14 protein-coding genes are annotated in these 19,270 nt (G+C 68.3%); 4 read left to right on the top strand and 10 right to left on the bottom strand.

The window, feature by feature from the left end; translation table 11 throughout:
• Positions 1-6 precede the first annotated feature (6 nt).
• From ACEN9H_RS02905 to ACEN9H_RS02885, 5 genes are read right to left on the bottom strand one after another with little or no spacing between them, the layout of a single operon-like run.
• Positions 7-750, bottom strand: a complete 744-nt coding sequence (locus tag ACEN9H_RS02905; protein WP_413673718.1) for an ATP-binding cassette domain-containing protein — start codon at positions 748-750, stop codon at positions 7-9.
• Positions 747-1,457, bottom strand: a complete 711-nt coding sequence (locus tag ACEN9H_RS02900; protein ID WP_056130312.1) for an ABC transporter permease — start codon at positions 1,455-1,457, stop codon at positions 747-749. Before ACEN9H_RS02900 ends, ACEN9H_RS02905 begins: the two co-directional genes overlap by 4 nt.
• Positions 1,454-2,323 (bottom strand): formate dehydrogenase accessory sulfurtransferase FdhD, encoded by an 870-nt coding sequence (locus ACEN9H_RS02895; RefSeq protein WP_413673717.1) that lies wholly within the window; start codon positions 2,321-2,323, stop codon positions 1,454-1,456. The genes ACEN9H_RS02900 and ACEN9H_RS02895 overlap by 4 nt, the downstream gene beginning before the upstream one ends.
• The gene (fdhF, locus tag ACEN9H_RS02890; protein WP_413673716.1) at positions 2,320-5,106 is read right to left on the bottom strand and encodes a formate dehydrogenase subunit alpha; all 2,787 of its coding nucleotides are present in this window, start codon (positions 5,104-5,106) and stop codon (positions 2,320-2,322) included. Before fdhF ends, ACEN9H_RS02895 begins: the two co-directional genes overlap by 4 nt.
• A complete protein-coding gene (locus ACEN9H_RS02885; RefSeq protein ID WP_413673715.1) occupies positions 5,103-6,830 on the bottom strand; it encodes an NADH-ubiquinone oxidoreductase-F iron-sulfur binding region domain-containing protein in 1,728 nt (575 codons plus the stop codon). The genes fdhF and ACEN9H_RS02885 overlap by 4 nt, the downstream gene beginning before the upstream one ends.
• A gap of 63 nt (positions 6,831-6,893) precedes the next feature.
• Between ACEN9H_RS02885 and ACEN9H_RS02880 the strand changes: the two genes are divergently transcribed.
• Complete coding sequence (locus ACEN9H_RS02880) at positions 6,894-8,402, top strand: class I adenylate-forming enzyme family protein (protein ID WP_413673714.1); 1,509 nt, start codon at positions 6,894-6,896, stop codon at positions 8,400-8,402.
• A gap of 369 nt (positions 8,403-8,771) precedes the next feature.
• On the opposite strand, the gene ACEN9H_RS02875 is transcribed toward ACEN9H_RS02880, so the two are convergent.
• Positions 8,772-9,008 carry a hypothetical protein gene (locus ACEN9H_RS02875; RefSeq protein WP_056130306.1) on the bottom strand — a complete coding sequence of 79 codons (237 nt, stop codon included), beginning with the start codon at positions 9,006-9,008 and terminating at the stop codon, positions 8,772-8,774.
• 179 nt (positions 9,009-9,187) lie between these two features.
• On the opposite strand from ACEN9H_RS02875, the gene ACEN9H_RS02870 reads away from it, so the two are divergent.
• Both ACEN9H_RS02870 and ACEN9H_RS02865 read left to right on the top strand, forming a co-directional pair.
• Positions 9,188-11,440 (top strand): family 1 glycosylhydrolase, encoded by a 2,253-nt coding sequence (locus ACEN9H_RS02870; protein WP_413673713.1) that lies wholly within the window; start codon positions 9,188-9,190, stop codon positions 11,438-11,440.
• Between the two features lie 148 nt (positions 11,441-11,588).
• A complete protein-coding gene (locus ACEN9H_RS02865; protein ID WP_413673712.1) occupies positions 11,589-12,545 on the top strand; it encodes a VirK/YbjX family protein in 957 nt (318 codons plus the stop codon).
• 123 nt (positions 12,546-12,668) lie between these two features.
• On the opposite strand, the gene waaF is transcribed toward ACEN9H_RS02865, so the two are convergent.
• The 3 genes from waaF to ACEN9H_RS02850 are packed head-to-tail and all read right to left on the bottom strand — an operon-like array spanning position 12,669 to position 16,688.
• A complete protein-coding gene (gene waaF, locus ACEN9H_RS02860) occupies positions 12,669-13,727 on the bottom strand; it encodes a lipopolysaccharide heptosyltransferase II (protein ID WP_413673711.1) in 1,059 nt (352 codons plus the stop codon).
• On the bottom strand, positions 13,724-15,454 hold the full coding sequence (msbA, locus tag ACEN9H_RS02855; RefSeq protein ID WP_413673710.1) for a lipid A export permease/ATP-binding protein MsbA: 1,731 nt from the start codon (positions 15,452-15,454) through the stop codon (positions 13,724-13,726). Before msbA ends, waaF begins: the two co-directional genes overlap by 4 nt.
• The gene (locus ACEN9H_RS02850) at positions 15,447-16,688 is read right to left on the bottom strand and encodes an O-antigen ligase family protein (protein WP_413673709.1); all 1,242 of its coding nucleotides are present in this window, start codon (positions 16,686-16,688) and stop codon (positions 15,447-15,449) included. The genes msbA and ACEN9H_RS02850 overlap by 8 nt, the downstream gene beginning before the upstream one ends.
• A gap of 124 nt (positions 16,689-16,812) precedes the next feature.
• On the opposite strand from ACEN9H_RS02850, the gene ACEN9H_RS02845 reads away from it, so the two are divergent.
• On the top strand, positions 16,813-17,622 hold the full coding sequence (locus tag ACEN9H_RS02845) for a glycosyltransferase family 2 protein (protein ID WP_413673708.1): 810 nt from the start codon (positions 16,813-16,815) through the stop codon (positions 17,620-17,622).
• On the opposite strand, the gene ACEN9H_RS02840 is transcribed toward ACEN9H_RS02845, so the two are convergent.
• Positions 17,573-19,189, bottom strand: coding sequence for a methyl-accepting chemotaxis protein (locus ACEN9H_RS02840; RefSeq protein ID WP_413673707.1), 1,617 nt, complete (start codon positions 19,187-19,189; stop codon positions 17,573-17,575). The genes ACEN9H_RS02845 and ACEN9H_RS02840 overlap by 50 nt on opposite strands.
• Positions 19,190-19,270: the final 81 nt, after the last annotated feature.

Here is a 19,270-nt window from a genome sequence, read left to right as displayed (position 1 = left end):
ATGAAATCAGCGGTGCTCGAGACGCCCGTCGCGCAGCTTCAGCCGCTGCACGCCGGGCAGGTTGATCAGGTCGCGGTCGTGGCAGGCGATGATGACGCTGCTCCCCGCTTCGATCATGGTCGGGATCAGGGCGATCACCTGTTCGCGCGCGGCGCCGTCCAGGTTCGCCGTCGGCTCGTCCAGCAGCAGCAGGCGCGGCTCCAGCACTTTTGCACGCGCGAGCGCTACGCGCTGTTTTTCGCCGCCCGACAGCCGGGTCGGGTCCGTGTCGCGCAGGTGCGCCACGCCGGCCCACGCCATCGCTTCCTCCACGATGGGCCGCACGGTCTCGGGCTTTTCGCCGCGCACGACGAGGCCGTAGCCGATGTTGTCGGCGACGCTCGTCGAGAACAGGATCGGGTGCTGGTGCACGTAGACGATTGCCCGGCGCAGCGCGCGCGGATACGGGTGCACGCGCAGGACGTCCTCGCCGCCGAAGCGCAGGCTGTCGATCTCGGCCCGTTCCAGGCCGCCCAGCACGCGCAGCAGGGTGCTTTTGCCGGCGCCATTCATCCCCGTCAGCACGTAGGCACTGTGCGTGGCGATCTCGAGCCGGTCGATGTCGAACAGCAGCCGGTCGCCATGGCGCTTGCGCAGGCCGCGCACGCCCAGCAGGGCCTTGCGGCGCTCGTCGCGCTGCTTCACGCGCTGTGATTCGTCCTCGTTCTCGTACACGGCCGCCGAAATCTGCGAATGGATGCCGATGCTCATGCGCGCTCCCGGGCCGTGTGGGCGTCGCCCTGCAGCAGCATCAGCGCGCCGTTCATCAGCAACGCGATCGACACGAGCACGATGCCGAGCGCGATGCCCTGTGCGAACTCGCCCTTGCTCGTCTCCAGCGCGATCGCGGTCGTGATCGTGCGGGTCTCGCCTTCGATGTTCCCGCCCACCATGAGCGCGCAGCCCACTTCCGAGATCACGCGGCCGAAGCCGGACAGCACGGCCGCCATCACGCCGAAGCGCGCCTCGTACAGCACACGCACCATCACCTGCATCGGCGCCGCGCCCAGCGCGATCGCGGTCTCGGCGTAGCGCGGATCGAGCCCCTGCACGGCCGCCAGCGTAAAGGCGAGCAGCACGGGCAGCGCGACGACGCACTGGCCGAACACGATGCCGGGCTGCGAAAAGAGCCATTGCAGGCCGCCCAGCGGCCCGTGGCGCGACAGCAGCAAATACAGCAGGAGGCCGATCAGGACGGTCGGCAGAGACAGCGCCGCCTGCGCCAGCCAGATGACGATGCGCCGCCCACGGAACTTGCGCATGGCGACGACGTAACCGATCAGGATCGCGGGCGGCGTGGCCAGCAGCAGGCCGACGATGCTCGTCTTGAGCGACACCCAGACGATGCGCCACAGGTCGGGATCCCCCGTGAACAGCAGCGTGAACGCGCGCGCGACGGCGTCGGCAATCGCATTCATGCCGTTCGCAACGTGCGCGCCGTCTCCAGCGCGGCGAGCCATTCCGGCTCGAACACGAGGCGCTCCTCGCCGGACAGCAGCAGGAAGTGATGGCCGCTGCAGCGCGCGAGCAGCGACATGCCGACCTGCGCCGCCACCGCATGGCCCATCTGCGTCGTGCCGGAACGCGACAGCAGGAACGGGATGCCCATCTGCGCGCCCTTGATGACCATTTCGGACGTCAGCCGCCCGGTCGTGTAGAACACCTTGTCGGCGCCCTCCATCCCCTCCAGCCACATCAGCCCCGCGATGGCGTCGACGGCATTGTGGCGGCCCACGTCCTCGATGAACCACAGCAGGTCGCCGTCGCTCGTGAACAGCGCGCAGCCGTGCACGGAGCCGGCCTGCTTGTACACGGATTGCTGGGTCCGCACCGTCTCGACGATGCGGTGCACGACGGACTGGCGCAGGCGCGCGTCCGGCGGCAGCACGATGCGGTCGACTTCGTCCATCAGGCCGCCGAACACGGAACCCTGGCCGCAACCGGTCGTGACGACCTTCCTGGCCGTGCGCGCCTCGACGTCCTGGATGCCGCCGCGCGTGACGACGGCCACGGCATCGACGGACCAGTCGACCTGCACGGACACGATGTCGTCCAGCGACCGCACGAGGCGCTGGTTGCGCAGGTAGCCCAGCGTCAGCGCTTCCGGCGCCGCGCCCAGGGTCATCAGCGTGACGAGCTCGCGCTTGTCGACATAGACCGTCAGCGGGCGCTCGGCCGGAATGTAGAGCGTCTCGCGGCGCCCGCGCTCGTCGATGGCCGTCACGGGATGCGTGAGGCCGGCGCTGGCCTGCGATAGCTGGGGACGATAAGAAGATGATGTCATGCTTGCAATTCTGCCACGTCTCCCAAAATCTGGCCGCCACCGTAGGAACCGGGGTGCGCGACCTCGCCGCCCAGCCGCACGCGCACGGCGCAGTACTTGAATTCCGGGATCTTGCCGAACGGGTCGAGCGCCGCATTCGTCAGCCGGTTGATCGCGGCCTCGTAATAACAGAACGGGACGAACACGGCACCGAGCGGCGTGCCGTCGTCGGCCCGGGCATACAGCGCGACCTCGCCGCGGCGCGACGCGATCGTGATCACGTCGCCCGGCCGGCCCCCGAGCGCTTCCAGGTCGAGCGGATGCACGAGCGCGACCGGGTCCGGCTCCAGCGCGTCCAGCACGCCCGCGCGGCGCGTCATGCTGCCCGTGTGCCAGTGCTCGAGCTGGCGGCCCGTGATCAGCACGACGGGGTAGTCGGTGTCGGGGCGCTCGTCGGCCGGGATGATGTCGGCCGGGACGAAGCGCGCGCGTCCGCCTTCGCGCGGAAACTCGCGCGTGAAGACGACGGGTTCGCCCGGATCGCCCGGCGCGCGGCACGGGTACGTAACGGCACCGTCGTGCTCCAGCCGGTCCCACGTGATACCGGCGATGCTGGGCATGAGGTTGCGCATCTCGTCGAACACGGCGGCCGGTCCGGCGTAATCCCAGTCCAGGCCGAGGCGGTGCGCCATCTGCTGGATGATCCACAGGTCCTGGCGCGCGTCTCCCGGCGGGTCCAGCGCCTGGCGGCCCAGCTGCACGACGCGGTCCGTGTTCGTGAAGCTGCCGGTTTTTTCCGCGAAGCTTGATGCGGGCAGGATCACGTCGGCCAGGTATGCCGTCTCCGTGAGGAAGATGTCTTGCACGACGAGGTGGTCCAGCGCCGCCAGCGCCTCGCGCGCATGGTTCGCATCCGGGTCGGACATGGCGGGATTCTCGCCCATGATGTACATCCCTTTGATGCCACCGGCGAGGATATCGTCCATGATCTCGACGACCGTCAGGCCGGGCTTGCCGTCGAGCTGCCTGCCCCACGCGGCCTCGAATGTCGCCTGTGCCTGCACATCGTCGACACGGCGGTAATCCGGATACATCATCGGGATGAGCCCCGCATCCGACGCGCCCTGCACGTTGTTCTGGCCACGCAACGGATGCAGGCCCGTGCCGGGACGGCCGATCTGGCCCGTCATCAGCGCGAGCGCGATCAGGCAGCGCGCATTGTCCGTGCCGTGCACGTGCTGTGACACGCCCATGCCCCACAGGATCATCGCTCCCTTGGCCGTCGCATACAGCCGCGCCACGTAGCGGATCGTCTCGGCATCGATGCCGCAGATGGGCGCCATCGCTTCCGGGCTGTAGTACGCCACGTTCGCGGCCAGCGCGTCGTAGCCGCTCGTGCGGTCGGCGATGAACGCCGGGTCGACGAGGCCCTCTTCCACGATCGTGTGCATCATGGCGTTGAGCAGCGCGACGTCCGTGTCGGGCTTGAACTGCAGGAAGCGGTGCGCGTGGCGCGCGAGGTCGGAGCGGCGCGGGTCCGCGACGATCAGTTTGACGCCCGTCCTCGCCGCGTTCTTCATCCACGTGGCGGCAACAGGATGGTTGACGGTCGGGTTGGCGCCGATGACCAGCACGACCTCCGCGCGCGTCACGTCCATCACTGGATTCGACACGGCGCCCGAGCCGATCCCTTCCAGCAGCGCGGCGACGGACGACGCGTGGCACAGCCGCGTGCAGTGGTCGACATTGTTGCTGCCGAAGCCCGTGCGCACGAGCTTCTGGAACAGGTAGGCTTCCTCGTTGCTGCCCTTGGCCGAACCGAAGCCGGCCAGCGCCCGCCCGCCGTGTGCGGCGCGGATGCGCGCGAGGCCGCCGCCGGCCGCCTCCAGCGCTTCGTCCCACGTCGCTGCGCGGAACACGTCCAGCACGCGCGCCGGGTCCATCGTGAATTCACCGTTCTTCGGCATGCCTTCACGACGGATCAGCGGCATGGTGAGACGCTGCGGATGGTGCGCGTAGTCGTAGCCGTAGCGCCCCTTCACGCACAGGCGGCCGTGGTTGGCGGGACCGTCGCGGCCCTCCACGCGCACGATGCGGTTGTCCTTCACGTGGTACGTCAGCTGGCAGCCCACGCCGCAGTACGGGCACACGGAATCGACCTGCTTGTCGGGCACGGCGAGTGCCGCACCGCGCGCCGGCGCCAGCGCCCCCGTCGGACAGGCCTGCACGCATTCGCCGCACGCGACGCACGTGGACGCGCCCATCGGGTCGCCCTGGTCGAACACGATGCGCGCATTTTCTCCGCGGCCGGCGAGGCCGATCACGTCGTTGACCTGCTCGTCGCGGCATGCGCGCACGCAGCGCGTGCACTGGATGCAAGCGTCGAGGTTCACTTCGATCGCGGCATGGCTCGCGTCCGCCGGCGGCACCGCGCGCGTGGAGGGAAAGCGCGGCGTGCCCACGCCGAGTTTATCTGCCCACTGCGCGACCTCGTTCTCGCGCGTGCGGGGAGTGTCCGACAGGTCGGACAGCAGCAGCTCCAGCACCATCCTGCGTGCGGCGACGGCGCGGTCGCTGTCCGTGCGCACCTTCATGCCGGGCGCCGGATGGCGGCAGCACGACGGCGCCAGCGTGCGTTCGCCGTCGACTTCCACGACGCACGCGCGGCAGTTACCGGCCGGCTCCAGCCCGTCCTTGTGGCACAAGTGCGGCAGGGCGATGCCGGCGCGGGCCGCGGTCTCGAAGATCGTCTCGAACGGTTGCGCCTCCACGTCGCGGCCGTCGAGTTGGAACGTCACGGTCATGATCCCTCCAGCTCGTGCGGAAAATACTTGATGACGCAGTCGAACGGATTCGGCGCCGCCTGGCCCAGGCCGCAGATGGACGCGTCGCGCATCACCTGCGACAGCTCGGCCAGCAGCGCGGTGTCCCACGTCGCCCGCTCCATCAGCGCGACGGCCTTCGCGGTGCCGGCGCGGCACGGCGTGCACTGGCCGCACGATTCGTCGCGGAAGAAGCGCAAGGTGTTCAGCGCGGCAGCGCGGGCCGTGTCGCGGTCGGACAGCACGACGACGGCGGCCGAACCGATGAAGCAGCCATGGCGCTGCAAGGTGTCGAAGTCGAGCGGAATATTGGCCATCGAGGCCGGCAGGATGCCGCCCGAGGCGCCGCCCGGCAGGTAGGCATAGAACGTGTGCCCGTCCTGCATGCCGCCGCAGTATTCGTCCAGGAGTTCCTGCATCGTGATGCCGGCCGGCGCCAGCTTCACGCCCGGCTCGCGCACGCGGCCCGACACGGAAAACGAGCGCAGCCCCTTCCGCCCGTGGCGGCCCCGGTTCGTGAACCATTCCGCGCCGCGCTCGACGATATCGCGCACCCAGTACAGCGTTTCCATGTTGTGTTCCAGCGTGGGCCGCCCGAACAGGCCCACTTGCGCGACGTACGGCGGGCGCAGGCGCGGCATCCCGCGCTTGCCCTCGATCGATTCGATCATCGCGGATTCCTCGCCGCAGATGTACGCGCCGGCGCCGCGCCGCAGGACGATGTCCGGCAGGCCGGGCGCCGGAGGATCGGCGCGCAGCCGGTCGAATTCCATTTCCAGCATGGCGCGCAGGCCGTGGTATTCGTCGCGCAGGTACAGGTAGATCGTCTCGATGCCGACGGCCCACGCGGCGACGAGCGCGCCTTCCAGGAAGCGGTGCGGGTCGCGTTCCAGGTAATGCCGGTCCTTGAAGGTGCCCGGCTCGCCCTCGTCGATGTTGACGGCCATGAGGCGCGGGCCCGGCTCGTTCCTGACGATGCGCCACTTGCGCCCGGCCGGGAAGCCTGCACCGCCCAGGCCGCGCAGGCCGGACGCCATCAAGGTCACGATCACGCTTTCCGGGTCGAACCGCCCTTCCGTACACGCACGCAGCAGCCGGTAGCCGCCGGCTGCGCGGTAGGCGTCGTAGTCGAGGTGGCCCGTGTGGACGTCGGTGGTCGCGCGCGCGCTGACGGCGGCCAGCACCGACTCGGCGCTCGCATGGGTGACGGGCCGCTGGCCGACGAGGGCCGCGGGCGCCTTGTCGCAGCGGCCGATGCACGGCGCGGCCAGCACGCGCACGTCGGTGCCGAGAATCGCCGGCAAACGGTCCAGCAGGCCGCGCGCGCCGGCCAGTTCGCACGACAGGCCGGCGCACACGCGCACGGTGAGCGCCGGCGGCGCAGCCTCGCCGTCGCGCAGCACGTCGAAGTGGTGGTAGAAGGTCGCCACCTCGTAGACCTCGGATTGCGCCAGCTTGAGCTCCTGCGCCAGCGCGGCCAGGTGCGCGGCGGACAAGCTACCGTAGCAGTCCTGGAGCTTGTGCAGATGCTCGATGAGCAGGTCGCGCCGCCGAGGCGCATCCCCCAGCGCCGCCTGCACCTCGGCGAGCGCCTGCGGGTCCACACGGCGGCCCTTCGGCGCCTCGCGCTTGCGCTGGCGGCTCGGGCCCTGGGCCGCGATCGGGATCACCGTCCTGCCGGCCGCGGGTACCATGGGTTCTGCCATGCCTCCTCCTGTGCGGATGAATTTCTGAAATAATATACCGTTGGAAACTCCACGGGTGCCGCCATGATCGACATTCACTCCCTGCTGGCCTCGCTCCCCGCCCGCATCGACTCTATCCCGCGCACTGCGGCCGCCCGCACGCCCGACGCCCCGGCCCTCGTCGACGCCGGCCGCACGCTCACGTATCGCGACCTGGCCACTCTCGTCGACCGCCGCGCGGACCAGTTGCGCGCGCGCGGCGTGCGTCCCGGCGACCGCGTGCTGCTGGCCAGCGAAAACTGCGCGGACCAGATCGCACTCATCTTCGCCGCGGCGGCCGTGGGCGCGTGGATCGTCAACGTCAACCCGCGCCTGACCGCGCCCGAGCTGGACGCGATCCGGGACCACGCGAGCGCGCGCCTCGCGGTGTACACGGCGGCCGTGTCGCCCGAAGCGGAGGCGCATGCGGCTCGCGCGGCCGCGTCGTTCGACGACGGCTTGATGATGGGGCCCCTGAACGACGACTGTACGCCCGAACAGGATGCAGATGTCGCCGCCCTGCTCTACACGACGGGCACGACGGGCACGCCGAAGGGCGTGATGCTGAGCCACCGCAGCCTGCTGTTCGTGGCCGCCGTGTCGAGCCGGCTGCGCGGCCTGACGCCGGCCGACAAGGCGTGGGGCGTGCTGCCGATCTCGCACGTGTACGGCCTGACGTCGGTGATGCTGGGCACGCTCAGCGCGGGCGCCTGCCTGCACCTGACGCCCCGCTTCACGCCCGAGGCGATGCTGGCGGCCATCCGCGACGACGGGCTCTCGATCGTGCAAGGCGTGCCCGCGATGTATGCGCGGCTGCTGGAGCACGTCGGCGACAGCGGTCCGCTCGCCACGCGCCTGCGCTTCGCCTACGCCGGCGGTTCGCCTCTCGATCCCGCACTGAAGGCGGCCGTCGGGCGCCTGCTGGGTGTGCCGCTGCACAATGGCTATGGCCTGTCCGAGGCGGCGCCCACGGTCAGCCAGACCCGGCTGGACGCGCCGCGGTCCGACACCTCCGTCGGCCTGCCGATCCCCGGCGTCGAGGTGCGCGTCGTGGACAAGGCAGGCGCGCATATCGTCGACGGCACGGCGGGAGAATTGTGGGTGCGCGGGCCGAACCTGATGCGCGGCTATTACCGCAATCCGGAGGCGACCGCCGCGGCGCTGCGTCCCGGCGGCTGGCTGAACACGGGCGACATGGCGCGCCAGGACCCGGACGGCGCGCTGTTCATCGTCGGCCGCACGAAGGAATTGATCATCCGGTCCGGCTTCAACGTCTATCCGCTGGAAGTGGAGACCGTGCTGAACGCGCACCCGGGTGTGACGCAGTCGGCCGTCGTCGGCCGCCCGGTCGCCGACGGCAACGAAGAGATCGTCGCGTTCGTGCAGCCGGATCCGCGCCGCATGCCGTCGGAAGCCGAGCTGCGTGCGTGGGCCGCCGGGCAGCTGGCGCCCTACAAACGGCCGGCGCGCATCGTCATGATGGAAGCCCTGCCGGCGGCCGCGAACGGCAAGGTGCTCAAGCATGTACTGAAGGAACAAGCCGCCAGCCTGTAACGTCGCCCCCGCGCAGGCGCACTGCTATCCGGAATAATTTTTACCGTCGAAAATAGGCCCGCCATAGGGAAAACCGTCGTTCCCGGCATTGCCGGAAACGACTTCCCGCGAAAGCGGGAACCCACGCTGACTGCTCGAAGTCGACTCTTTGTAGCCAACGAGGTGGAAATGAAGAACGTAGTTAGCATACTCAGTATGGATTCCCGCTTGCGCGGGAATGACGATGCTATTTCTGACGGTTTTTGAAAACAATATTCCGGACACTAGTGCGCGCAGGCGGGGGACCTGATTTGCATGTACCGCGGCTGTGCCCGCAACACTTGGGTCCCTGCCTCCGCAGGGACGACGTTCATAGGCAGCGTCCGACAGTTACCGCCGCCGCTTCTTCCAGTCGTACTCCGGCCCCGTCACATCCACGCCCGGATGCCCGACGACGTCCGGGTGCTCGGAACACATCGTCACGAAGCGGATGCGCTCGCCTTCGCGCTGGCGCCGCCGCAGGTCTTCCATGAAACGCATCGCCTCGACCATCGCGGTCGTGTCGAACCCCTGCGCGTGCGGGGCCTGGCGCCCATCTTCTTCGATCGTCCAGTAGACCATGTACATCGTGTGCCCTCCTGCCTGCATCGTGTGGGCGCACGGCCGGCATGTCAAGACGGGAGTCATAGCAAAGACCGATAGTACGTAGGACTTGTCCTAAATCCGGTCTATATGTTCGCCATCCCACACAAGAAGCCGGCATCGGCGTCTAGGCTTACGTCTTGGATCAACAGCAGGACATGCACATGAATCTCAACAACCATATCCAGCCAGCAAGCTCGCCACTCCAGCTCTGGGGCGGCCTCGAATGCACCGTCAACCGCGTACGCGATCAGTACTTCTCCCAAATGGAACGCAACGGACATGCCGAACGGCTTCAGGACCTGGAGCGGTTCGCTTCGCTCGGCATTCGCGCCATCCGCTACCCTGTGCTGTGGGAACGTACCGCGCCCGACGGCATCGACTCCGCCGACTGGTCGTGGTCCGACGAACGCCTGCCCGTGCTGCAGCAATTGGGCGTGACGCCCATCGTCGGCCTCGTCCACCATGGCAGCGGCCCGCGCCACACGAGCCTGATGTCCCCCGACTTCGCCGAGAAACTGGCCGAATATGCCGGCGCCGTCGCGCGCCGCTACCCGTGGGTCGAGTACTGGACACCCGTCAATGAACCGTGCACGACCGCGCGCTTCTCCGGTCTCAACGGCGTCTGGTATCCGCATGACACGAGCGAGGATGGCTTCATCCGCGCCCTCATCAACCAGTGTCGCGCCGTCGTGCTGTCGATGCGCGCGATCCGCGCGGTGAACCCGAACGCGAAGCTGGTCCAGACCGACGACTTGTCGCGCACCTACGGCACGCCCGAGATGGCGGAGATCGCGAATTTCTTCAACGAACGCCGCTGGCTGGCGTGGGATATGTTGTGCGGGAAGATCGACCCCGGCCACGCGCTGTGGGACTACCTGCTCGAGAACGGCGCCGGCGCCGACGAGCTGCTGTGGTTCAAGGAGAACAACTGCCCGCCGGACATCATCGGCGTCAACTACTACATCACCAGCGAGCGCTGGCTCGACCACCGCGTCGAGCGCTATCCGGAAAGCCACCGCACCCATTACCGCGGCGTTCCCCACGCCGACATCGAATGCCCGCGCGTGCTGGCCACGCCGACGCCCGGCATCGGACCACTGCTACAGGAAACGTGGGACCGCTACGGCCTGCCGGTCGCCGTCACCGAGGCGCACATCGATGCCAACCGTGAAGATCAATTGCGCTGGCTCGTGGAGATCTGGAACGCCGCCAGGAAGGTCCAGCAGGGCGGCGCCGACATCCGCGCCGTCACCGTGTGGGCCCTGCTCGGCTCGTTCGACTGGAACTGCCTCGTCACCGAATGCAAAGGCTATTACGAGCCCGGTCCGTTCGACGTGCGTGGCCCGCAGCCGCGCCCGACCGCGGTCGCGAACCTGATGCGCGAACTGGCCAGCGGCCGGCCGCTGTCGCACCCGGTGCTGCAGGGCCAGGGCTGGTGGCGCCGTCCAGGCCGCTTCCTCGCGAAGCCGGTGGCGACCCGCACCGCCGTGGCCGACATCGCCGAACGCGGCGCGTTCCGTTCCACGTTCCCGCAGCCGATCCTGATCACCGGCGCGACGGGCACGCTGGGCCGCGCCTTCGCCCGCATCTGCGAGCGCCGCAACCTCGCCTACCACGTGCTCACGCGCCAGGAGATGGACATCGCCGATCCGGCCTCCGTCGAGGCGGCGATCGTGCGCTTCAAGCCATGGGCCATCATCAACGCGGGCGGCTACGTGCGCGTGGACGATGCCGAGGGCGACGTCGACCGCTGCATGCGCGAAAACGCGCACGGCCCGACCGTGCTGGCGCTGGCCGCCATCCGCCACGCGCTGCGCTTCATGACCTTCTCCAGCGACCTCGTGTTCGACGGCACGCTCGACCGTCCGTACGTGGAGTCCGACAAGGTGGCGCCGCTGGGCGTGTACGGCCGCAGCAAGGCGGATGCGGAACGGCGCGTGCTCGATTCCGACCCGCAGGCCCTCGTCATCCGCACGAGCGCCTTCTTCGGTCCGTGGGACGAACACAACTTCGTCACGCAGGCCCTCGACGCGCTCGACGCGGGCCGGCCGTTCGCGGCGGCCGCCGACCAGGTCGTGTCGCCGACGTATGTGCCGGACCTGGTGAATACCTGCCTCGACCTGCTGATCGACCGCGAGTGCGGTCTCTGGCACCTCACCAACGGCGCCGCGATGAGCTGGGCCGACCTGGCACGCCAGGCGTGTGCTGCGGCCGGCGTCGACGACGGCCGGCTGGAGGAACGCACGACCGACGAACTCGGCCTGCGCGCCGCCCGTCCCCGCAACAGCGCGATGAGCAGCGAACGCGGCCTGTTGCTGCCATCGTTCAGCGATGCGCTGGCCCGCTACCTGCGCGACCGCGAGCTGCTGTCGAAACGGGCGGACGACGTCGAACCGGCGCATTACGCCAGCTGATCCACGCTCGATGAAACACGACCGCGCGCCCCCGCGTGCGGTCGTGTTACCGCTACATTAAATGTGATCAAGGTGTATTTACCGGCGGAATTTATTTAGTTACACTACGTTACTTAGCGTTACTTTACGCAACCTTGGTGTGACTCACATGTCCGACTTCCCTCGCCAGCCGCTACCCGCGGTGTCTGGTATGTATGCAGGCTACCGCCCGCTTGCTTCCCCCGCCGTCACGTTGCGCTCCGCCGTTCCGCCGCACCTGGCGGGTTTCAAGTCCGCCCGCGAATACGCCAAGATCTGCATGCGCGCCGCGCTGCATCCGCGCCAGACGCCGCGGTGGCTGCACCTGCTCAACGCACATCCGGCATTCTCCGACTACGTGCGCAATTGCCCGCGCTTCCTGTACAAGGTCTACCGTCCGTACATCAGCCACGTGCTGGATGCCCGCACGCGCCTGGAGGCGATCCGCGCGCATTACGACTTCATGTTCCAGCGCGGCCTGGGCCAGGTGCTGGCGCGCGCCAGCCTGGGGCCCGTCGTGCTGGCCGAAGCGGCGGGTAAAAGCGGCCTGCCCTACCAGGTCCAGCTGCGCACCGTGAACATGTTCGACCGCGAAGGCGAACTGGTGCTGCAACTGACCCAGGATGACAAGGCCTTGTACACGGTGGCGTTCACGGTGGCGCCGCGCGACGGCCGTCCGGCCGTCAGCATCGGCTGCATCCAGGGCGGCAAGACGGAGGATGCGCGCGAGGCGATCCGCATAGCCACGCGCGAGCTGCACGGCATCCGCCCGAAGCAGCTGATGGCGACGCTGGTGCGCCAGCTGGGCCACGACTACGGGTGCGAACGGATGGTGATGGTGTCGAACCGCAACCGCGTGATCTACAAGGCGATCCGCAACGGCCGCGTGCTGGCCGACTATGACCAGCTGTGGGAAGAACTGGGCGCGCGCAAGCGGGCCGACGGCGACTGGGAACTCGACTGCGCGCCGGTGGCGGCGCCGGACCTGGACAGTATCCCGTCGAAGAAGCGGTCGGAGGCGCGCAAGCGGCATGAGGTGGTCAGCAGCATCGCCGACCAGGTATGCGAAGGATTGCGCGGCCGATGAACCGTCGCCCCTGCGAAGGCAGGGGCCCAAGTTGCCGGCGTTATCGCAACGCACGCGAAATTGGGTCCCCGCCAAGGCGGACGGCTAGTCCGGGGACGACGTTCTTACGCTGCCTCATCCTGCTTAGGCTACCGCACCGTTCCGCACCGGCACCAGAATCGGCACCAGCTCGCTCCACACCCTCTCCACGCTCATCTTGTTCATGCAATCGTGATGCCCGAGCGGGCACTCGCGCTTGCGGCATGGCGAGCATGCCAGGCGCAGCGACACCGTCCGCGCCACCTCGGACAGCGGCGGCGCGTAATCCGGATCCGTCGAGCCGTACAGGGCGACGACCGGCCGGTTCAGCGCCGAGGCGATGTGCAGCAGGCCGGAATCGTTGGAGACGACGGCGCTCGCCCGCGCCAGCAGTGCGATGGCGTCGTCGAGCGACGTCTGGCCGGCCAGGTTGCGCACCGCGGCGCCGGCCGCGCCCGCGACATGCCGCACGACCTGGTCGCACGTCTCGCGGTCGTTCGGCGAACCGAGCAGCACCACCTGCACGCCCGGCACGGCGTCGACGACCTTCGCGGCCAGCGCGCCGTAGTACGCAGGCGGCCAGCGCTTGGCGATGCCGAACTCGGCACCGGGCGCGAACGCGACCAGGGGACGGGACAAGTCCACGCCGAAACGCTTGCCGACCTGTTCCGTTTCTTCCCCGCCGACGACGAGGTAGGGCCGCACCAGCTTGCCCGGCAGCGGGACCTCGGGCTCGCGCGCGAGGGCCGCGTAGAAGGGCACCATCGAGCGGCGCGGCTTGTCGTCGTGGTGCATGACGTTGACCATCCCGTAGCGCATTTCTCCCTTGTAGCCCACGCGGCGCGGGATGCGCGCGAGCCACGGGATCAGCGCGTATTTCAGGGTGTTGGGCAAGACGTAGGCGTCGCTGTAGCCGCGCTCCTTCAGGATCCGTGCATAGCGCCACCGTTCGCCCAGCTGCAGCGCGCGGTGGCGGAACGGCGTCACCAGGATGTCGTCCGCCTCCTGGATGCGGCGCCACACGGGCACCACCTGCGGCGGCGCCAGCACGTCGATGGCGCGCTCCGGGTGGGCCTGCTTGAGCAGGCGCAGCAGGGGCTGGGCCATCACCGCGTCGCCGATCCAGTTCGGCGAGATGACGAGGGTGCGATCTTTCGCCGTCATGTTTCTTCCACCAGCGCCGAGAACTGCAACCGATACAGGTTGGCGTACATGCCGCCGCGGGACAGTAATTCGTCATGCGTGCCCTGCTCGACGATGCGGCCATGTTCCATCACGACGATCAGGTCGGCGCCTTCGATGGTCGACAGGCGGTGCGCGATCACGAACGTGGTGCGGCCGGCCATCAGGGTGTCGAGGGCGGCCTGCACGGCGCGTTCCGATTCGTTGTCCAGCGCCGACGTGGCCTCGTCCAGGATCAGGATCGGCGCATCCTTGTAGATGGCGCGCGCGATGGCCACGCGCTGGCGCTGGCCGCCCGACAGGCGCATGCCGTTCTCGCCGATCATCGTGTCGACGCCTTCCGGCAGGCGCGCGACGACGTCGTCGAGATGCGCGGCGCGGATGGCCGCGGCGAGGCGCGCCTCGTCCACGTGCTCGACCCCGTAGGCGATGTTGGCGCGCAGCGTGTCGTCGAACAGCACGACGTTCTGGCTGACGAGCGCCAGCTGGGCGCGCAGCGACGGCAGCTGGATGTCCTGGTACGGCATGCCGTCCAGCAGGATGCGGCCGGCTTCCGGTTCGTAGAAGCGCGTGACGAGGTTCACGAACGTCGACTTGCCGCCACCCGACATGCCGACCAGCGCGACGGTCTGGCCCGGCTTGACTTCCAGCGACACGTCGTCCAGCGCGAGCGACTGCGCGTTCGGGTAGCGGAACTTCACGTGCTCGAAGCGCACGTGGCCCTGCGCGCGCGCGATGATGCGCGTGCCCGGGTCGTGTTCGACCGGCGCGTCGATCAGGGAGAACACGGTTTCCGCCGCGGCGATCCCGCGCTGCATCGGGCCGTTCACTTCGGCCAGCGCCTTCAGCGGCGTGAGCAGCATCAGCATCAGGGTGACGAACTGGGTGAACTCGCCCACCGTCATGTCGGCCCGCAGAGCCAGCACCACGACGACCGACAACGCCACCGACGTGGCGATCTGGGTCACGGGCGTCGTCGCCGCGAAGGCGACCGTCATTCGCTGCGAAAAGCCGCGCAGCGCCTCGCTGCGCAAATAAAACCTCCGGTTCTCGTAGTTCTCGCCGGAGAACACGCGGATCACCTGGTGGCCGCGCGCCGCTTCCTCGACGACCTGGGTCATCTCGGCCGTCACGCGCTGGTTCTCGCGGTTCAGGTGGCGCAGGCGGCGGCTCGTCGTGCGCACGATCACGGCCGTCAGCGGCACGACGACGATCGCGACGACGGTCAGCATCCAGTTCAGCCACAGCAGCGAGCCGAGCAGGCCGATCACGACGAGCACGTCGCGCACGAACGAGATGAACACGGACTGGATCATGTCCACGACCTGGCGCACGTCGCCGACGACGGTGTTGATCACCTTGCCGGTCGACTCTTCATGGAAGCGCGCGACCGGCAGGCGCAGCAGCCGCGCGAAGGCCTGCGCGCGCAAGTCGTTCAACACGCGCGAGAGCACCCAGTTGTTGTAATACGCGGTGGCGAACGTGCCGATGCCGCGCAGGACGAAGATCGACACCAGCACGCCGGGAATCCACCACAGGCTGAACGGCACCTTGTTCTTGAAGCCCATGTCCATCAGCAGCTTCAGGGCCTCGCCCAGCAACGGCTGGGTGGCGGCCGTCAACGCCATCGCGAGCAGCGACAGGAAGGCGCGCCCGCGATAGGGTTTCAGGATCGCCCACAGGCGCTTGATGATGACACTGTTATCCAATTTTTTCTTTCGCATTCAGGCAGAAGCCCATGAGCACAAACACCATGAGCGCATAGAACAGACTGCCCTTCATAGACCAGAAAATCACTTCCGTCAGCCCGAAGCCGACATAGCCCAGCACCACGAACGCTCCGCCCAGCGCGACCGCGAACTGCGGTCCACGCGCATCCTGGCCGAGCCGGCGCAGGAAGAACCGCAGGGGCGCGACCAGCGTGGCGGCCCAGAGGACGAAGCCGACGACGCCGCCCGTCGCCAGCGCCTGCAACACGTCATTATGCAGGTGCGGCAGCTGGAGCACCAACGGATCGAGCCGGCCGGCCTGCGCATAGTCCGCCAGGCGGACGCGGCAGGCATCGAAACCCATGCCCAGCACCGGATGCTCGCGGATCAGCATGATGGCACCCTTCCACAACTCCAGCCGGGTGCCGACGTTCGTCCACACGGTGCCGCCCTCGTACCAGATGCGGGCGTCGCTGACGCCCTGGGCGAAGCGCTCCTGCACGCCCAGCGCCGGCGTGAACCAGGCCGCAGCCAGCACGGCCACGCCCCCGGCCAGCAGCGCGCGCACCCGGCGGCTGTCGATCCCGCGCGCGTGGCGCCCCAGCACCAGCAGCGCCAGCGCGACCGCTGCCCAGCTGCCGCGGGTGCCCGTCAGCACGGACGCGGCGAGTCCCGCCAGCGCGCCGGCGCCGGCCAGCACCGCATCGCGCGGGCGGTCGCGCATGTCGATCGCGCCGGCCAGCGACAGCAGCCCGAGCAGCATCGCCAGGTCGCCGAACGTGATCGAATTGACGAATCCGCCCGGCCGGTCGATGTGCAGCACGAGACGCTGCCAGGCGATGAACGGCAGCGCCGCCACGGCGCCCGCGCTCGCGCCCCACCACAGCGCCCGGCGCGGCGCGCGCATGGCCACGACGAGGACGAGCGCGCTCACCGACAGGAGCATGCGCAGCGGCTTTTCCTGCACGCTGAGCCGTTCGCCGCGCAGCAGCGCGCAGGCGAGCACGAACAGGAAGTGCAGCAGGAAGGCTAGCACGACCCAGCGTACCTGCGGCCAGTGGCGCATGAGCGCATCCCGGCTCGGTTTGAAGAATATCAAAGCGCTGGCCAGGAACAGGAAACTCGCAAGATTCACGCCGAACGAGGTGACGAGGCTCAAAAAGGGTAACAGGAAGGCCAGGGAGCCGATCCAGACCCGCATCGGTTCCCTCGTGTTCGTCGGATTGCTGTTCATCGATGTTCTTGTGGGATACTCTTGCCCCTGATGGCACCTCGCAAAACCGTCGAGGTTTGGCGACGTGCCCAAAATATGGGAGTGTACACTGGACCTTATGCTTCACGCACAGACAATCTCGGTCGTGATCACCACCTACAACCGGCCAGACGCGCTGGAGGCGGTGGTGCGGGCATGTTTTATGCAGAACGACAAGAATTTCGAAATCATTATCGCTGATGATGGCTCGACTGCCAACACGCGTGCCTGCGTGGAGCGGCTGGCGGCGGCGTCACCGGTGCTTCTGCGCCACGTCTGGCAACCCGACCAGGGTTTTCGCGCCGCAATGGCCCGCAACCGCGGCACCCTGGCCGCGACGGGCGACTACATCGTCTTCCTCGACGGCGATTGCATCCCGCAACGCGATTTCATCGCGCGCCATCGAATGCTGGCCGAGCCCGGCTGCCTCGTGTCGGGCAGCCGCATCCTGATGTCGGAGGCCCTGACGCGCCGGGTGCTGGACGACGGGATCGATGTAAGCGCCACGGCGCCGCTGACCCGGCTGGGATGGCGGCTGCGGGGCGACCTGAACAAGACGCTGCAGCCGCTGGGGCTGCGCTGGCCCGACCTGGGCCGCACGTCGCGCAAGTTCACCTGGCGGCGCATCAAGAGCTGCAACCTGGCCGTCTGGCGCAGCGACCTGGAGAAAGTGAACGGGTTCGACGAGAGCTTCACGGGCTGGGGCCATGAAGATTCCGACCTCGTCGTGCGGCTGTTCCACGCCGGCGTGCGGCGCAAGGACGGCGCCTTCGCCACCGAGGTATTCCACCTGTGGCACCGCGAGGCGCAGCGCGACCAGGAGACCAGCAACCGCAAGGTCGTCCTGGAACGCGCTGCCAACAAGATTACGCAGGCAACGATCGGGTTGCGCGAGCACGCGCGGCCGGCGCCGTAGCGGCCAGGCGGGTCTCCACCGGCGCCGCGTCCACGCGGAACACGCTGACCACCTGGGCCAGCTTCGCGGCCTGCTCCTGCATCGCTTCCGACGCGGCCGCCGCTTCCTCGACGAGCGAGGCGTTCTGCTGGGTCACCTGGTCCATCTGGGCGATGGCCTGGTTGATGTGCTCGATGCCGTCGCCCTGCTCCCGCGTGGCGCTGCTGATCGCGCCGATCATCGTGCTGACCTTGTTCACGCTCGCGACGATCTCCTGCATCGTCGCGCCCGCTTCCTCCACGAGCTTCGCGCCGTCGTCCACGCGCGCGACGGAATCGCCGATCAAGGCCTTGATTTCCCTGGCGGCCGTGGCGGAACGCTGGGCCAGGTTGCGCACTTCGCTCGCCACGACGGCAAAGCCCCGGCCCTGCTCGCCCGCTCGGGCGGCCTCGACCGCGGCATTCAGCGCGAGGATATTCGTCTGGAAAGCGATGCCGTCGATGACGCCGATGATGTCGACGATCTTGCCCGACGATTCGTTGATCGACGCCATCGTATCGACCACGCGCGCGACGACGGCGCCGCCGCGGCCCGCCACCTCGGCGGCGGAATCGGCCAGCCGGCTCGCTTCGCGCGCATTCTCGGCGCTGTTCTTCACGGTCGACGTCAATTCCTCCATCGACGCGGCCGTCTCTTCGAGCGAGCTGGCCTGTTCTTCCGTGCGGCTGGAAAGATCCAGGTTGCCGCTGGCGATCTCGCGCGAGGCCGTGGCGATCAGGTCTGTCCCCGTGCGCACGTCGGCAACGATGCCGGCCAGCGCGTCGCGCATGCGCTTCATCGCGGCCATCAGGCTCGCTTCGACACCGGCACGCACGGGCACATCCATGCCGAGGTCGCCGGCCGCGATGCGCTGCGCCACGGCGACGGCATCTTCCGGATTGCCGCCGATCGAGCGCTCGACGCTGCGCACCACCATCCACACCAGCGCCGTGAGCAGCGCGCCGATCACGACCAGCCAGGCGGCCGCGCCGGCCAGCTGGGCGCGGAACGCGTGATCGAGGTCGTCGATGTACAGGCCGGTCATGAAGTACCAGCCCCACGGCTGATACGCCTGGATATACGTGAGCTTGGGCTCCGGCTTCTGCGAGCCCGGCTTGGCCCACAGGTAATCGATGAAGCCGGCACCGTTGCCGCGCGTGGCCGCGATGCCGTCCACGTAGGGCTTGTGCCCCTCCGGATCGACGGTCTTGTCGATGTCGGTGCCGACCAGTTCCTGCTTGATCGGGTGCATCAGCACGTTCTTGTCGTCGTAGATGACGAGGTAGCCGCTGGCGCCATAACGCAGCGCCCGGGTGCGCGCCAGCGCCAGTTTTTTCGCCTCGTCGAGCGGCAGCGTACCGGCGGCGGCGAGGGCCGCGTACTCCCTGGCGATGGACGCGGCCATCTCGCCCGCGTTGGACAACTGGGTCTTGCGTTCCTCGAGACGCAGCGTCCGGCTTTGCAGGGCGTTCACGCTGAATACGGCCAGCAGGCAGACCCAGCTGAGGAACAGGGGAAGGAAGAGTTTTTGGCGAAATGTAATTTTCATAATGGGCAGCGCCTGGCATAAGAACGCGGATAGATTCCGCAAGCCAATATTTATCGCCCAGCGTCCTGCAAACTCAATGGC

The sequence above is a fragment of the Massilia cellulosiltytica genome (assembly GCF_047325105.1).
In the GTDB taxonomy this organism is placed as follows: domain Bacteria; phylum Pseudomonadota; class Gammaproteobacteria; order Burkholderiales; family Burkholderiaceae_D; genus Telluria; species Telluria orientalis.
Note: the sequence above shows the minus strand (reverse complement) of the source record. Positions and strands in the feature narration are given on the sequence as shown.